Raw genomic sequence first — 14,113 nt, 5'->3', positions numbered from 1 at the left:
ATGCCGGTCGAGAAACGAGTCAACCGCGGCATCGGAAGATGACGGGGACTCTCGCACGCCCACCATTATGGTCGGTGTGCGTGAACGAGGTGCCGGCGGCGGGAGAGGTAAGCCAGCGCCGCCACCGCCAGAGCCGCACCCCACAGCGGCCACAACATCTCCGGCAGCCAGGCCCCCAGTTCGGTGTCCGCCCCCGCAGGGCCGACCTGCTCGCCGGTGAGCTTCTTGCGGACGTACATCAGCCCGGCGGAGGTGACGGGGAGGGAGACGGCCAGAGCCGAGTAGGCCGGGAGCCGTGCCGGAATCGCACGCCCGCGCAGGAACGGCACCCAGCGCGGCCAGATCTCGCCCCACGGCCGGACCAGGCCGAAGGTCAGGCCCGCACCGATGAGACCGAGCGTGCTGAGACCGGCGCCGATCGGGGTGATCTCGGCGATGTGGGCCAGGAACCGATCACTGATCCCGACAGGCACGCCCAGCAACCAGCCGAAGCGGGTGACGGCGTAGACGACGGGGACGGCGACCGCGACGGCGGTCGCGTACCGCCCGACCCGTAGCGCGCGGGCGGCGCCACCGGGCCGCCCGGCCCCTGCTGTCAGCGCGCGCGTCCCCAGGAGCATCAGGCTGACGCCGGCCGCCATCAGGATGAGCAGGTTGACGCTCGGCCACGTGAGCATGGTCGCGATCATCGAGAACTCGGCCTGGCCGGCGAGCGCGGCGACCAGCATCACCGGCAGATATCCAGCGGTCATCATGATGCGCACGTCAGGCAGGAACACCGCCAGGCCGGCGCCGAGCGCGACGGCCACGACGGCGGGGGCCCGGTCGAGCGGACCTCTGCCGCCGAGCACCGCGACGACGCCGGCCACCAGCGCCGACACCGCGAGCACGGCCCCGCCGGCTGCCGCCGGAAGAGGATCGAGCAGGGTGCTGCCCGCGCCCGTACGGCCGGCGTCGAAGGGATATGCGGGCCCTCCGAGAGCCCAGAGCAGGCTGAGGGGCAGATAGCTCACCGACCAGACGGCGACGATCAGGGTCGGCACGATCGTGGGACGGTTTCGTGGGGGAGAGGTGTTCACCCGGCCAATCTGCTGCCGCGGGGGTGCCCCGCACATCGTCACGGGGTCTCGGCCGGCTCCTCCGGAGGTCGCGACGGCGTCGTCCCAAAGGATGACGCTCGACGCGAGAGCGGGGCGCCCCAAGCGGGGGAGTCCATGGCCGCGAACAGTGCATTCCCTCACTGCAAGGGTGCGCTGTTCGCGTTCCGACAGAAACCCCCCGCTCGGGGACGCCGGGCTGGGGGTTTCTGGCTGTTCGTCCGGGTTACTTCAGTCCGTAGGCCTTGTGGATCGTCTGGTCCACGGTGTTGCCTTCCTGGTCGGTGGCCTGGGCGCGGAGGCCGACGGTGCCGTCGGTCCGGGACAGGGGCGGGTGGGTGATGGTGCCGGTGAAGGTGCGGTCGCCGGAGGCCGACATGGGGACGGGTACCCAGTGGGCGCCGCCGTCGAAGGTGGCCGAGAGCCGGAGCGTGGTCAGTTTGGCGTCGGGCTGCCCGAAGGAGCCGTTGTAGCCGGTGACGGTGATGCGGCGGGCGAGCCCGGCCGTGGTCTGGTTGTCCAGGTCGAGGTCCAGGTCGTAGCTGAGGTTGAGCCGGCGGACCGGCGCGCAGGGAGCCAGGATCTGGGTGACGAGCCAGCCCGCGCACAGGCCGTCGGTGAGGTCCTTCATCCCGGATTCGGGGCGCTTGGAGCGGAAGGTCCAGGCCGTTTCGACGTCGGTCGCGAACCGCTGTCCCGGCTGAGGGGTGTGGAAGGTGTCGGTGAGCCGGTATTCGGCCTCGCCGGACGGAAGGGTGAAGGTCGGCAGCCTGATCCCGACGGGCCCGAGCGCGCCGATCTTCTCCTCCAGGGGCACTTCCTGACCGTTGCGGTAGAGGTGCAGTTCGTCCTTGCCGCCGGCCCACGCCTGGAAGTTGGCACTCCAGGTGAAGGGCTCCTGGTGGTTGGGTTCGGGGCCCATGACGGGCACCGCCGCCGTGAACAGGTCGCCGGTACGGCACGCGAAACAGGTGACCGTGCCCGAGCCGATCACGCGGTCACTGTCGCGCGGGCCGCCGGGCACTCGGGGCTGCATGCCCCACCGCTCCGTGCGACGTCCCGCCTTGGTGAAGACGTCGAGCGCGACCGTGGTGTAGCCGGTCCTGGAGGGGGTGCCCTCGTCGTACCGCATCCGGACGTCACGCTGCCACGTCACGTCGGGCGAGACCGGCCCGACGTACTCGGTCACCGTGGTCCGTGCCTGCAAGGTGCCGTCGAGACCCCACGCGACGAACGGTTCGGAGCCGTTGATCAGCACGGGGGTCCAGCTCATGCGCACCGTGCCGGGGCGGTCCGAGTGGAAGCGGTCGTCGATCTCCTGGAGGTTCTTCCTGGTCACCCGGTAGTCGAGGCCGGCGGGGATCCGGCCACGTTCGGGGAAGAACAGCGAGTACATGTACGGCGTGGCCGGGCTGCCCTCGACCTTGACGTCGACCGGCTTGCGGGCCAGCGCCCTGCCCTGGTCGGCGGGCAGGCTCATGGTCGGGATCGGGTAGAAGGCCCAGCTTCCGATCGGGTCGAGGAAGGCCCGTCCCGACGCGCCGTAACCGAGCACGCCCACCGCGCCGGCGGCCGCCAGGGCCTCCACGCGGTCGAGCCCGTCGCCGGAGCAGGTCGTCTCCGGGCAGAGGTCGCCGAGGTCGAGCAGGGCGAGCTTGCCCCGTACGTCCAGGCCGGACAGGTCGGTGCCGTGGCCCACGTCCACCAGCGGGATGGTCTGCTTGCCGGTCAGCTTGGGGATGTCGGGGGTGATGCCCGCGTAGCGGGGGGCGAGCGTGCGTCCGGCGGCCTTCATCGTGACGAGCGGCGCGCCCTGCCAGAACTGGCCGGTGAGGTCGAGGGCGCCCTGCTTGACCGGTTCGGTGGGCAACATCCAGTAATGGTGCAGCCCGTACGCCGGGTAGGAGGAGAGGAAGTCGGCCACGATGCCGCTCGCGGTGGTGCGCCGCAGGGCGTAGTGGGACAGATAGGTCTCGGTCGTGCGGGGGGTGTCCAGGCGGACCTCGCGGGCCTTGCGCAGGTCGAGGGTGACCGTCGTGTCCCGGTCCACCTTGACCTCGGGCGCGGTCGGCAGCGACTGCTGCCACTCGCCGTTCTCACCTCGCCAGGCGGCGATGGTGTTGACGCTGAAGGTGCCCGGGTAGACGCTCGCCTCGCCCTCGACCGTCTGGTAGAAGGAGTCCAGGTCGTCGCGGTCGTCGGTACGCAGGAACATCCACGGGACGGAGACCGCGTCGGTCGCGCCGTCCGGCATGATCAGTTCGGTCTTGAGCTTGACCCTGCGCGGCTCGACGAACGCGCCCACGGCCGTGCGCACGACCACGTCGCCGCCGGTGGCCGCCACCGAACCCTCGTACCAGGTGGCCGGTCCTGACGGGTCGAAGGAGACGGCCACGTCCGCGGCGCCGTGGGCGGGGACGGCCACCGTGTCGCGGTCCAGCTTGAGCGCCCGATCGGGGGTGGTGCCCCGGTGCGCCGCGATGCTCGCGCGCAGGGCCAGCGTCACCGGCTGGTCGCCGTCGTTGGTGTAGGTGATCGTCTTCGTGGCCGGGCCGCTCTGCGGGGAGCTCAGGAAGCCGAAGTCGAGGTTGCCCGAGCCGCGTACCTGCTGGGTGACCGCCCTGGCCACGTCGATGCGCCCGGCGCCCTGCTGGTAGGCGGTCAGGCCGTCGTCCTTCGAGGTGCCGATGAGCGCCGCCTTGAGCTGCGGGCCCGTCCAGTCGGGGTGTTGCCCGGCGAGGATGGCCGCCGCGCCCGACACGTGCGGGGTCGCCATCGAGGTGCCGGAGGCGGCGGTGTGGAGCTCGTCCACGGGCGAACCCATCGACGTGCCCCGCGCGCGGGCCGCGACGATGCCGACGCCGGGCGCGACCACGTCGGGCTTGAGCCCGTAGTCGAACGGGCTCGGGCCTCGGCTGGAGAAGGGGGCCAGTTTCTCCTCGCGGTCGATCGCGCCGACCGTCAGCGCCGCCGCCGCTGATCCCGGCGCGTTGACGGTACGGTTGCCGCCGTCGTTGCCGGCGGCCACGACGAACAGCGCGCCCGTCTCGGCGCTGAGCGTGTTCACCGCCTGGTTGATGGGGCCGTTCTGGTCCTCGTACTCGCCGCCGATGCTGATCGAGACCACCTTGGCCTGCGCGGCGGCCCACTGCATGCCCGCGATGACCTGCGACGAGGTGCCCGAGCCCGACGAGCTGAGCACCTTGCCCACCAGGAGCGTGGCCTCGGGCGCCACGCCCGTGTACCGTCCGGAGCCGGCGATCGTGGAGGCGACGTGGGTGCCGTGGCCGTGGCCGTCGCGAGCGTCGGGATCGTCGGTGAAGTTGGCCATCGCCCCGATCCGGCCGGCCAGGTCGGGGTGGTCGGGATCGACGCCGGTGTCGAGCACGGCGACCTTGACGCCCTTGCCCTTGTAGCCGGCGGCCCAGGCCTGCGGCGCGCCGATCTGCGGCACGCTCTTGTCGAGCACGGGCTTCATCTTGCGGTCGAGCCAGATCGCCGTCGGCGCGGCCGTGCGTGCGGAGGGGGACACGGCGGCCGCGGCCCAGAACTCCCGCGCCGCCTTCTTGTCCACCTTGACGGCGGCGCCTCCGACGCTGGCCAGGGCGACGGGCGAGGCGGTGGCCGGGAGCGCGTCGGCCCGTGCCGACAGCGTCGCGGCGGCCTGCTTGGCGGTGCCGTACTGGACGATGACCGGCAGGGTCGGGCGTTCGGCGTCGGTGTAGCCGTTGGCGGTCAGGTACGCCACGTCGAACAGGCCCTTGTCCACCTGGCCCGAGGCCACCGGGGCCATCGCGTCGGAGGGGAAGACGTAGAAGGAGTCGCCCTTCCGCAGGGTCACGAAGGACACCGGCGCTCCTCCGGCGCGCTTGGCCGGTTCCACGTCGGCGCGAGGGGTGCCGTCGGCGGCCTTGCCGTACGTCACCACGTCGCCGGTGATCAGGGTGAGCCGGGTCGCGGCGGGTAAGGCGCCCGGGGTGGGGGGCGGGGTGTCGGCGGACTCGGGTGAAGGGGAGGGCGTGGCCATCCCCATGGACAGGACCAACCCCAACGCGGTCAGCCCGGCGAGCGGGCGGCGAGCCATGGTTCTCCTCGGAGTAGTACAAGATCGAGCACCCAAACCTCCCATTCCGCGCCATATCCGGAAAGATGACCTTTCGACCTCTTCACGCCGTTGGCGGGAAGAGGACACGATGGGCGCATGCTCGAATCCCTGGGCCTGTCGACGGCCGAAGAGGCGCTGTACCAGACGCTGATCGAGGTCTCGCCGATCACGGCAGCCGACCTTGAACGGCTCGCCGGCCCGCAGGCCGCGCTCTGCGCGAGGCTCCAGGAACTCGGCCTGGTCACCCGGCTGCCGGAGGACCCGCCCAGGTACGCCGCGGTAGCGCCGAGCATGGGCCTCGACGTGCTGATCAGCGCCAGGTCCAGGGCACTGACCGCCGCCCGGGGCCGCATCGCCGGGCTCAGCGCCGCCTTCCACCGGGCGGGCACCGAGCGCGACGCCGCCGGGCTGGTCGAGGTGGTGATCGGCAGGCAGGCGGTGAACGACCGCTTCGAGCAGCTCCAGCGGGAGACGCACCGCTCGATCCGGGTGTTCGACGCGCCGCCGTACGCCGGGGTGATCGGGGAGAACGCGCGTGAGTTCGACCTGCTGGCGAGGGGCGTGAACTACCGCGTCCTGTACGACAGGAAGGCGATGGAGCTGCCCGGGGCGCTGACGGTGGTCACCGACTACATCACCGCCGGCGAGCAGGCCAGGGTCGGCGAGGTGCCGATGAAGCTCGTCCTGAACGACCGGCCGACGGCGATCGTGCCGCTCCGGCACGACCTGCACCTGGTCGAATCCGCGCTGGTGGTGCACGACCCGACGCTGCTGGAGGCGCTCGGCGCGCTGTTCGAGATGAACTGGCAGCGCGCCGTCCCGCTGGGCGTGCGGCAGGGGCAGGCCCGGCTGCCCGAGGAGCGGAGTCCCGCCGACGCGCACGAGGACCTGCTGCCCCTGCTCATCTCGGGGCTGGCCGACGCGGCCATCGGGGCGCAGCTCGGCTGGAGCGTGCGCACGGTGCGCAGGCGGGTGCAGGCGATGATGGTCCAGCTCGACGCGCAGACCCGGTTCCAGGCCGGCTACCAGGCCGTCCTGCGCGGCTGGCTGCGATGACGCTCGAAGCGCTCGGGCTGGGCCCGGCCGAGGAGGAGCTCTACGAGCTGCTCGTCGAGTGCTCGCCGGCCTCCCTCGACCGGCTCGCCGCGGGCTTCGCCGGCCCCGGCCTGCCCGCGCTGCTGAGCGGGCTGGAGAGCAAGGGCCTGATCAACCGGCTGCCGGACGAACCGCCGCGGTACGTCGCCGTCGCCCCCGACGTCGCGCTCGACGCGCTGCTCACCGTCGCGGAAGAGGGGCTCGCACGCGCCAGGGAGCGTGCCGCCGACCTGGACGACGCCTTCCAGCAGCGTGCCTCCGGGCAGCAGCAGCCGCTGGTCGTGGAGGTGATCACCGGCGCCGCCGCGGTACGGCAACGCCTCCACCAGCTCCAGCGCGCGGCCCGCCACCAGGTACGGACCTTCTCCCAGCCGCCGTACTTCGACCGGCACGCCAGCGTGGCCGCCCACCGCGAGCTGCTGGAGCGCGGCATCACCAGCCGGGTCATCTACGAGCGCGACTTCATCGACCGGCCGGGCGCGCTGCGGCTGATCGAGGAGATGATCGGCGCGGGCCAGCTGGCCAGGGTGCTGCCCAGCCTGCCGATGAAGCTCTATCTGGTCGACGACCGGTTCGCGCTGCTGGTGCTGCGCTACGAGTCACCCGACTCCGCGGCGCTCCTGGTGCACCCCTCCGGGCTGCTGGAGGCGCTGAGCAGGCTGTTCGAGGGGACCTGGGAGCGGGCGCTGCCGATGCGGCTGACCGGTTCGCGCGAGGCACCGCAGGACGACGAACGGTTGATCGCCCTCCTGCTGACCGGCCTGACCGACGAGGCCATCGCCCGCCAGCTCGGCATCGGCTACCGCACCGCCCAGCGGCGCATCGCCGAGCTCATGGCCAGGCTCGGCGCCCACACCCGCTTCCAGGCCGGCGTACAGGCCGCCCGATCCCAGGCCCGCAGCACCCCTGAGGACCCGCGCGGCGCGCCAAGGGCGTCGGGTGCCTGAGATCGCCGCTCATCGAAGGTCGTCTGCTGTGCCACCGGGCTCATGGAGGTGGTCGGGAAGGGAGCAGTGCCGGGAGGGGTGTTCGGCCAGATGGGCCAGTCGCGCCTTCGACGCCTCGTCTGCTGGTGCGTAGATGACCAAGCGGGCCTCTGGTGCGCCGGTCACGGTAAGAGTGGTGGTGGTCAGACGCAGATCGCCGACTTCGGCGTAGCGGAGGACCTTGATGTGCGGCCCGGGGGAGGCCACGTCGTGAGCGCTCCAGATCCGGGCGAAGTCGGAGCCGGCATGGGGCCGGCCTTCAGCCCCGCCCTCAACGCGGCGTTGACCCGTGTCGCGCCGACGGACGCGGCGAACGCCAGCGGCTCGATGTCGACCGCGACCCAGCTCGGCCAGGTCGCCGGCATCGCCGGCCTCGGAGCCGTCTTCCTGGCCCTCGACGTCCCGTCCCCATCGGCGGCGACCGCCGCCACGGTCACCAACGTCAGCGTGGCGGCACTGGTCTTGCTGTCAGGGGTGTTCGCCGCGTTCCTCCCGAACACCACGTGGTCACCGCCACCTCCATCCGGCCCGAGCCCGGCCGCCACCTGAGCCCCCTGCGGACAAGCGGTCCGTGCGGCCTCGACGCCCTTGAGCCCGCCCACTGCCGCGAGCTGACCGAGCCTGCGACGGCAGCTTCAGCTCTGACCTCAGGCCCGGGGTCGGGGTCGGCGCACAGGACGTCCTGCAGCCCAGTCTTCGCCGACAAGAAGTCCGGCAAGGAACGCCCAGCGCGCATGTGAGGGCAATACGCGTGATTCCTTGGGGGGCTTTCCGGCGTGAATCCTCAGCCCCCTGAGCGGTCACTCCCTACAGGTCCAGGCGCCAAGCAGTTCCCGCGTGGCCAGAACCTCGGCGGTCAACGCCAGGTTCGGGCAACCGTCGGTGCCCGCAACGGGAACGCACGGCAGGCGATGGAGTTCTACCGCGACGTCTTGGGCGGCGACCTGGAGATGGGCACGTACGCCGAGTTCCCCACACCCCGGGCAACAACGTTGCGGTCTTCCTCGGCGGCGACGACGCCGAACTCCGCGGCTACTTCGAGAGGCTGTCCGTCGGCGGCACTGTGACGTTGCCCTTGGACAAGCAGTCGTGGGGGGACGAGGCCGGCTCGCTCGTGGACCAGTTCGGGATCACCTGGATGGTCAACATCATCCAGCAGCAGTCCTGATCGACCACGGACGTCAGGCCGGCTCTTCCAACGCTGCGTTGATCAAGTCAGTGGGTTCGTCCCTTGCCTGCGCGGCCTTCCGGGGCGCCTCCAGCCCCCTCCGGCGGAGACCACCGCGGGCACGTCCTTGCGCTTCGGGACGTCCGGGTGGGATCAGGGGCGCGGCACCAGGCCGGGGGTGTTCCCTACTGCGGTTCGGGGGTGTTCGGGATGGGAGGTGAGGTCCGCGCTGCCTACATTCGCCGCATGAATCATGTGACTCGCCGGGCAGCGCTCGCTGCCGGAACCGCCCTCTCGCTCGTGGCCGCGCACGGCCGATGGGAGGTGGCAGGGGCGGCATGGATCTATCTGATCCTGCTGTTACGCTTCTCCCGCACCAGCCGGACGCTTCCGGCGATGGGCGGCATCGCACTCGCCACCGTGGTGTCCACCACGTTCTGGCTCTACGAGAGCGGGCTGCCGGTGTTCAGCCCGGTGCTGGCGCTCTCCCTGGTCATGGCGCTGGCGGGCGTAGTGCCGTACGTTCTCGACCGTCTCGTCGCGGCGCGCTTACCCGGGGCGTGGGCCACGCTGGTCTTCCCCCTTGGGGTGGTCGGCGTGGAGTACGCGCTCGCGAATGTCAGTCCTGTCGGCAACATCCTGAGTTCGCCGGCCGCCACCCAGCACGACAACCTCCCGCTGCTCCAGCTCGCCTCGGTGACCGGTGGCTATGGCATCAGCTTCCTCATCGCCTGGTTCGCCGCCGTCTGCAACCACCTCTGGCAGGATGGATTCACCTGGCGGCGGGTGGCACCCTTCGGGGCCGTGCTGACGCTGGTGCTCGTCGGCGGAAGCATGCGCCTGGCGTTCGCGGCGCCCGCCGGCGAGACCGTACGGGTGGCCGGGGTCAGTCCCGCACGGTCGGTTCTGGAGGCGTCCAACAAGGCCCTGAACGGTTTTCCCTCGCCTGAACAGCTCGCCGGGGCGGATCCCGACACGGTTCGGCGGGCGCTCGCCCCTGTCAACGACTCCCTGCTGACCGCCACCGAACGCGAGGCGAGCGCCGGAGCCAAGATCGTGGTCTGGCCGGAGGCGGGCGGTGCGGCACGCGAGGCCGACAGGCAGCGGCTGATCGACGAGATCGCCGCCATCGCCGTCAGGACCGGCAGCTATGTGAACGCCGGAATGATCGTGATCACAGGTGCGCCGCCGTACATGCGTAACGAGACGGTGCTCGTCGATCCGAGAGGGCGGGTCCTATGGACGTACGAGAAGGCCCGCCCGGTGCCGGGCATGGATCCGTTCGACCCCGGGGACGGCAGGGTGCCGACCGCCGACACCCCGTTCGGCCGCCTGGCCAACGTCATCTGCTTCGACGCCGACTTCCCCGCCCTGATGAGGCAGGCCGCCGACGTGGACCTGATGATGGTGCCGTCCAACGACTGGTACGGCTTCGGCGCCACGCACACCGAGAAGGCGGTCGTCCGGGCGGTGGAGAACGGCTACTCGCTGATCCGGCAAGCCAGCAACGGCCTGGCCGCGGTCTTCGACCCGCAGGGCCGGACGCTCACCTCGGCCGACTACTTCACCACCAAGCAGCAGACGATGTCCGCGTATGTGCCTGTCGCCAGTGATCCGACGATATATGCGCGCATCGGCGACGTGTTCGCCTGGCTCTGCCTCGCGGCGATGGCCGCTCTCGGGGCCGCAGCCCTGCGCACCAGGCGGCTGACCGTCGCCGGGCCCTGGGTGACCGGTGCGAGGCAGGAGATCGAGGTTCAAGGACCGGGTCCCCGACCTCAGGGCGCTTGAGGCCGCGCCGGCTGCTCGTGGCATGAGCGAGAACACGGTGAAGTCGCACGTCCGGGCCCTCCTGCACAAGCTGGACCGGCGTGACCGCGTGCACGTGGTGATCTACGCCTGCGAGGACGGGCTCGTCGCTCACCACCATTTCCATCCTGACGGGCGGTACCAGGTTCACCCCTTCGGGTGAGGCCGGACGATTCCGCCCGCCCTAGCTTCGAGATCGTGCGTTTCCTACGTCTCATACCTCTCAGCGTCGTCATGCCCGTCGGCTGGACATCCCCGTCCTATGCCGGTGACCAGGAGCTGATCGACGGGTCGTCCGTCGAGACGATCACGCTGCTGACGGACCGATGCTCCGTGGACGACCCGGTCGTCCAGATTCTCCCCGAGTTCAAGATGGCCGATCCGCGCTACACCAAGATCACTCATCGAGCTGGATCCTCGCGCCCGCACGAGACGAGGTCATCATGACGGCGTCCTCCACGCGCTCCGGTTCTGCCAGATCAACAGGTATCGATGTCACGTGGTTCTTCGCGATCGCCGTCCTGCTGTGTTTCGCGCTGTCCGTTCCGATGGCCTTCCGGCTGGTCCCGACGGACTTCTACAACCTGATCACGCCGATCCTGCAACTGACCCCGCTGCTCGCAGCGATCATCATGTGGCTTGCCCGACGCCCCGGAACGTTTCGAGAGACGTTCGCCACCAGGTGGCGCGGCACACCCAAGTGGGCCGGCATCGGCATCGGCCTCATCGCCGCGATCGCCGCGATCCAAACCGCCATCGCACTGGCATTGGGGATCTGGCAGCTCAACCCGCTTGACCAGATCCTCACGGCGACCATGTGGATCGTTCCGGTCTTCCTCATGCAGTCGGTCTTCGCCATCGGCGAGGAGTTCGGCTGGCGCGGCTGGCTGGCGACGCGCGCCGCGTCATGGGGATTCTGGCCGCTGGCCCTTGTCAGCGGTCTGGTCTGGATCGTCTGGCACCTGCCGGTCCTCGCCGTCATCGGTGATCGACCACCCTGGGACATCGTCATCTACTTCGCGGGCATGCTGCCATGGGCTCCGCTGTTGCTCGCACTTCGCCGGCAGTCGGGGAGTGTCTGGCCCGCGGTCCTGACGCACGGAGCGATCAACAGCGTCCGGGTGTACCTGCTGCAATCCGTCCCCAACGCAACCGATCACCTGCTCATCGAAGTGATCGGCTGGGTGCTCACACTCGCCGCTGCCGTGTGGCTGATGCGCCCGAGCCGGGCGCGGGTCCTTTGAAGGTTAGGTTGGTTCGGGTTCGAGTTCGGCCGTTGTCCCGTTGCGTAAGCCCACGTCAGAGCGCTGCGGGGGTCCATGGGCACGCGGTTGATGACGAGACGGTAGCGGCCGTCGGCGGTGACCCGGTCGGTGAAGGCTGCCGGGGCCCGCTTCAGCTCCTCATCGACTCCCTCCGCCCGCCGGCGGAATGTTGTGGTTGAAGCGGAACATGTTGCCGGGGTCGTGGGCCGTCTTGACGGCGACCAGCCGCTCGTACGCCTCCGGCGTGAACGCCTGGCGCACGTCCTCCGGGTCGGTGTGGGCGATGCCCGCCATGAAGTTGAGCATGCGCGTCCCGCTGTTCCACGGGGCGAGGGTCTTGATGACCCGGTCGTGCCCGGCGTACACGGCCTGGTCCTCGCCGATGCCGAGGACACCGGCGGAGTAGAGCTGGAACTGGGCGGTGGTGTGCGCGACCGCGTTCGGCAGGCGCGGCGGACGGGCGAGGGCGCCGCCGAGATGACGGATCTCGATGCCGACGGCGCTGTTCGACCCGGGGCCCACCAGCGCCAGGATCGCCTCGACGGCGTCATGGTCGAGGTGGGTGAGCTGGAAGCTGTTGATGTGGTATGAGCCGGGCGTCGGCGGATCGTTGTGAATGGTGCCGACCTCGGTGTACGGGATGTCGGTGACCGTGTCGAGCAGCGGCGTGGCGATCTCGCGCAGCGGCTCGACCAGCCGGGCACCGTCCTGCGGCGAGCCGAGGTAGCTCAGGCGCAGGTGCATGGCGAAACGCCCGCGCAGTTCCTCGGGGACTTCGGGCACATCTGGCCAGGGCATCATGAAGAAGGAGGAGCTGAGCTCGTCGGGCACCCCGGCGACCCATGTGCGGTAGAAGTGCAGCACGTCCCGGATCGACTCGGCCGGGAAGTACAGGCCGCCGCCGTAGATCCGCGACACCTCCACCAGTTCCACCTCAAGTGAGGTGACCACGCCGAAGTTGCCCTTGCCGCCGCGCAACGCCCAGAACAGGTCGGTGTTCTCCTCCTCCGAGGCGGTGCGCAGTTCGCCGTCGGCGGTGACGACCTCGATGGTGCGGACGTGGTCGGCGGCGTAACCGTAACGGCGGGACAGTACGCCGATGCCGCCGCCCAACGTGTAGGAGACGGCGCCGACGAACGGCGCCGAGCCGTTCAGCGGGGCCAGGCCGTGGCGGGCGGCGGACGGGATGACCTCCCGCCACAGCGCACCCGCCTCCAGCCGCACGGTGCGGCGCTCGGGGTCGATCCGGTGGTCGTCCATGCGCCGCGTGGAGATGAGCAGGCCCCCGTCGGCGGGCAATCCCACACCGTGGCCGGTGGCCTGTACGGCGACGCCCAGGCCGTGGTCGCGGGCGAAGCGCACCGCGGCCACCACGTCGTCGGCGCCCGCCGCGCCGACGATGACGGCCGGGTGGTGTACGACGGAGCGGTCGAAGCCCTCCGCCTCCTCGGCGTACCCCGGGTCGCCGGGGAGGAAGACCGGTCCTTTGACGCTGTCGGCCAGTCTCGTCACCGCCCCGGCGGTCAGAATGGGGGCACCCGTCGGCTGGGTCTGCTCGATCACTGACATGTCCTCACGTGTCGTCGTTCAGGTGGTGCGTCGGCCGGTCCAGGTCAGCCCGTGGTGAACTCGAAGGTCGGGTTCCGCCGGGCCCCCACCCGCTCCAGCGCCTCGGCCAGCAGGTGGACCTGGTCCAGGGAACTGCTGGCCGGGTAGAGCACCAGGTCGTCGACGCCCGCGTCCGACAAAGCGATCAGTTCCTTGAGCAGGCGCTCGTCGGAGTCGAGCGAGTCGGCCCGGACCGGCTCGTAGTACGGGGACTCCCTGGAGCCGTAGTAGTGGGCCACGTACTCGTCGGTGAGCTGGACGGCCTCGGAACCGCAGCAGAAGTAGCGGCCGGTGAGGATGTGCGGCTTGCCGGGCCGCTCAGCCGCGGCCCACGCCTCGGTGGCGCCCTGCACGCCGTTCACCAGCAGGTCCAGGCTCAGCGTCGGCGCCACCCAGCCGTCGCCGAAGCGGGCGGCGCGGGCATAGCCCGCAGGGATCAGGCCACCGATGAGCAGCTTGGGACGGCCCTTGCCGGGCAGCGGGGTGGGGCCGGAGACGCTGGTGACCTCCCCGTCCCAGACACGGCGCATTTCGGTCAGGGTGTCGTCGAAGATCTTGCCGTGGCCTTTTTCGGGAGCGCCGCTGAGGGTGAAGTCGTCCGGCCAGCCCCCGATGCCCAGGCCCGCCGTGAGCCGGCCCTCCGAGATCAGGTCGATGGTGGCGAGCTGCTTGGCGAACAGGATCGGGTTGCCCCGCCATCCGACGTTCAGCACGCTGGTGAACAGCTGGACGCGCTCGGTCACCGCCGCGGCGACGCCGAGGGAGACCAGCGGGTCCAGGATGTCGTAGACCAGGCGGTCGATGGATCCCAGGGAGTGGAAGCCGAGGCGCTCGCTGTCCTCCGCCCACTGCCTGACCTCCCGCGCAGGACGTCCGGGAACGGCGATCGGCAGACCAATTCCAATATTCACGAGCACTCCGTCTCAACCAGATCTCACTACGGGCACAACGATTCGGACAGTCCGTTTCCGGCTGTCCTC

At 70.5% G+C, this 14,113-nt stretch carries 11 protein-coding genes; 6 read left to right on the top strand and 5 right to left on the bottom strand.

Translation table 11 applies throughout. From position 1 onward, the window contains the following. Nucleotides 1-65: 65 nt before the first annotated feature. A complete protein-coding gene (locus ACIA8R_RS33480) occupies nucleotides 66-1,079 on the bottom strand; it encodes a hypothetical protein (protein WP_397041943.1) in 1,014 nt (337 codons plus the stop codon). A gap of 244 nt (nucleotides 1,080-1,323) precedes the next feature. Further along, nucleotides 1,324-5,181: a S8 family peptidase gene (locus tag ACIA8R_RS33475; RefSeq protein WP_397041942.1), complete on the bottom strand. Its 3,858-nt coding sequence runs from the start codon at nucleotides 5,179-5,181 to the stop codon at nucleotides 1,324-1,326. Nucleotides 5,182-5,298: 117 nt separating this feature from the next. Here ACIA8R_RS33475 and ACIA8R_RS33470 point away from each other — a divergent pair, with 117 nt between their 5' ends. Continuing rightward, a complete protein-coding gene (locus ACIA8R_RS33470; RefSeq protein WP_397041941.1) occupies nucleotides 5,299-6,258 on the top strand; it encodes a transcriptional regulator in 960 nt (319 codons plus the stop codon). Next, nucleotides 6,255-7,244, top strand: a complete 990-nt coding sequence (locus ACIA8R_RS33465; protein ID WP_397041940.1) for a transcriptional regulator — start codon at nucleotides 6,255-6,257, stop codon at nucleotides 7,242-7,244. The genes ACIA8R_RS33470 and ACIA8R_RS33465 overlap by 4 nt, the downstream gene beginning before the upstream one ends. Nucleotides 7,245-7,253: 9 nt before the next feature. On the opposite strand, the gene ACIA8R_RS33460 is transcribed toward ACIA8R_RS33465, so the two are convergent. Then, a complete protein-coding gene (locus tag ACIA8R_RS33460; RefSeq protein ID WP_397042033.1) occupies nucleotides 7,254-7,628 on the bottom strand; it encodes a hypothetical protein in 375 nt (124 codons plus the stop codon). A 1,069-nt stretch (nucleotides 7,629-8,697) separates the two neighbouring features. On the opposite strand from ACIA8R_RS33460, the gene ACIA8R_RS33455 reads away from it, so the two are divergent. From ACIA8R_RS33455 to ACIA8R_RS33440, 4 genes are read left to right on the top strand one after another with little or no spacing between them, the layout of a single operon-like run. Further along, the gene (locus tag ACIA8R_RS33455) at nucleotides 8,698-10,242 is read left to right on the top strand and encodes an apolipoprotein N-acyltransferase (RefSeq protein WP_397041939.1); all 1,545 of its coding nucleotides are present in this window, start codon (nucleotides 8,698-8,700) and stop codon (nucleotides 10,240-10,242) included. A 22-nt stretch (nucleotides 10,243-10,264) separates the two neighbouring features. Next, nucleotides 10,265-10,423, top strand: a complete 159-nt coding sequence (locus tag ACIA8R_RS33450) for a hypothetical protein (RefSeq protein WP_397041938.1) — start codon at nucleotides 10,265-10,267, stop codon at nucleotides 10,421-10,423. Nucleotides 10,424-10,458: 35 nt separating this feature from the next. Next, nucleotides 10,459-10,707 carry a hypothetical protein gene (locus tag ACIA8R_RS33445; protein ID WP_397041937.1) on the top strand — a complete coding sequence of 83 codons (249 nt, stop codon included), beginning with the start codon at nucleotides 10,459-10,461 and terminating at the stop codon, nucleotides 10,705-10,707. Then, nucleotides 10,704-11,504, top strand: coding sequence for a type II CAAX prenyl endopeptidase Rce1 family protein (locus tag ACIA8R_RS33440; protein WP_397041936.1), 801 nt, complete (start codon nucleotides 10,704-10,706; stop codon nucleotides 11,502-11,504). Before ACIA8R_RS33445 ends, ACIA8R_RS33440 begins: the two co-directional genes overlap by 4 nt. Nucleotides 11,505-11,663: 159 nt before the next feature. On the opposite strand, the gene ACIA8R_RS33435 is transcribed toward ACIA8R_RS33440, so the two are convergent. Both ACIA8R_RS33435 and ACIA8R_RS33430 read right to left on the bottom strand, forming a co-directional pair. After that, nucleotides 11,664-13,088 carry an FAD-binding oxidoreductase gene (locus ACIA8R_RS33435; RefSeq protein WP_397041935.1) on the bottom strand — a complete coding sequence of 475 codons (1,425 nt, stop codon included), beginning with the start codon at nucleotides 13,086-13,088 and terminating at the stop codon, nucleotides 11,664-11,666. Between the two features lie 50 nt (nucleotides 13,089-13,138). Next, entirely contained in the window at nucleotides 13,139-14,044 is a 906-nt protein-coding gene (locus ACIA8R_RS33430; RefSeq protein ID WP_397041934.1) for an LLM class flavin-dependent oxidoreductase, read from the bottom strand. Nucleotides 14,045-14,113: the final 69 nt, after the last annotated feature.

This window comes from Nonomuraea sp. NPDC051191, assembly GCF_044455665.1.
GTDB lineage: Bacteria > Actinomycetota > Actinomycetes > Streptosporangiales > Streptosporangiaceae > Nonomuraea.
The sequence above is the reverse complement of the archived record's forward strand: the minus strand, read 5'-3'. Positions and strand labels throughout refer to the sequence as shown.

Bases quoted from the DNA above. Each gene is read 5' to 3' on its own strand.
- ACIA8R_RS33455 (WP_397041939.1), top strand. From the start codon at position 8,698: ATGAATCATGTGACTCGCCGGGCAGCGCTCGCTGCCGGAACCGCCCTC.
- ACIA8R_RS33465 (WP_397041940.1), top strand. From the start codon at position 6,255: ATGACGCTCGAAGCGCTCGGGCTGGGCCCGGCCGAGGAGGAGCTCTAC.
- ACIA8R_RS33440 (WP_397041936.1), top strand. From the start codon at position 10,704: ATGACGGCGTCCTCCACGCGCTCCGGTTCTGCCAGATCAACAGGTATC.
- ACIA8R_RS33475 (WP_397041942.1), bottom strand. From the start codon at position 5,181: ATGGCTCGCCGCCCGCTCGCCGGGCTGACCGCGTTGGGGTTGGTCCTG.
- ACIA8R_RS33470 (WP_397041941.1), top strand. From the start codon at position 5,299: ATGCTCGAATCCCTGGGCCTGTCGACGGCCGAAGAGGCGCTGTACCAG.
- ACIA8R_RS33450 (WP_397041938.1), top strand. From the start codon at position 10,265: ATGAGCGAGAACACGGTGAAGTCGCACGTCCGGGCCCTCCTGCACAAG.